Source organism: Nocardia sp. NPDC002869, from assembly GCF_046764065.1.
In the GTDB taxonomy this organism is placed as follows: Bacteria; Actinomycetota; Actinomycetes; order Mycobacteriales; family Mycobacteriaceae; genus Nocardia; species Nocardia rhamnosiphila.
In genome coordinates, this window is sequence record NZ_JBKOOL010000344.1 from 1 (window position 1) to 1179 (window position 1179).

Below are 1179 nucleotides of genomic sequence, written 5' to 3' on the forward strand. Positions count from 1 at the left end.
AAGCAGCCGGAGCAGGCTCGGGTTCGGGTTCGGGCTGCGTGGTGGAGACGCGGAACAGCAGCGCGAGGCCGTGGGTATCGACCAGCAGCGATATCGGAGCGACCGCCGCCACCAACGCCGCGAACAGACCCAAGGGTGAATCGGTGGCCACGACCGCATGCACGGAGTTACCGGCGACCGAGACCAGGGAACCGACGACCAGCACGCCGAGGAAGAAGCGGCGTTCGGACTTGTGGTTGGCACACACCAGCACCCCGAACGTGGCGAGCAGGATGGTGCCATCCACGATCAGCGGGAACAGCCACGCATCGGCGGCAGGCATGCCCGAGATCCGGGCGAGATCTTGCAGGGTGGAGAACGACAGCCGAAACGCTGCCGCTCCCACACCGACGATGATGAGTGCGGCGGACCAGCGCGCCAGGCGCATCATCCCCGCCGACTGATCCGCCGCCCGCATCACGACACCCCAACCTGAACAGAACCAGCAGGCAAGGTGGTGGCCGCGTCGTGTTCAGCCAGCGCCGCCGACAACTCCGACACCAGATCGCGAGCCTCATCCGGGGTCAACCAGGCAGTACCCGACCCCTCCGAGAACCGCATCACCATGTGCGCCGGGCAACCGGCAGCCCCGACGAGGGGGATAGTCGGGACATACCGCACCGTGATCGGCTCATCGGTCGCGACATGCAAACCCAAGCGAGCCATCACGCGGCCTTCCCGGACGGACGAGCCGCACCCTGATCAGCCGGAGCCTGCCTGGAACCGGAGTTATCGCCCTTGATCCCGGTCGCACGGATCATGAAGCCGATCGACTTGAACTGGCCGTTACCGACCACCCGAGGCTTGAGCAGCAGCCCCTCCAGCTCGATCGGACGCAGGCCCTCCAGAACTTCCGGCTCCGAAGGAACCGGCATCTGATCAGCAACGAACGTGATGTCGTAACTGGCCTGGTTCGCCTTGCCGCCCGCCCGGTCCATGATCGTCGCCTTCCACAGGCGCTTACCCGAGCCGTTGCCCTCCCGGTCGTAATCCTGCGCCTGACGCTTCGGCGCGTTGCGGTCCTCACTGAACTCGGTCTGCGCCTCGACATCACCCAGCAGCAACACACCCTTCGGGAACACGGAACGGAAGTCGGTCGGAATCCACATGTCCTTCAATGCCATCTCTGAAACTCCTTGT

At 65.1% G+C, this 1179-nt stretch carries 2 protein-coding genes; both read right to left on the minus strand.

What is annotated here, in order from left to right; all coding sequences use genetic code 11:
• The coding region (locus ACLML9_RS28790; RefSeq protein ID WP_411948435.1) for a DUF2637 domain-containing protein at nucleotides 1–457 on the minus strand (457 nt) is incomplete at its 3' end.
• Between the two features lie 247 nt (nucleotides 458–704).
• Nucleotides 705–1163, minus strand: coding sequence for a hypothetical protein (locus tag ACLML9_RS28795; RefSeq protein ID WP_411948436.1), 459 nt, complete (start codon nucleotides 1161–1163; stop codon nucleotides 705–707).
• Nucleotides 1164–1179: the final 16 nt, after the last annotated feature.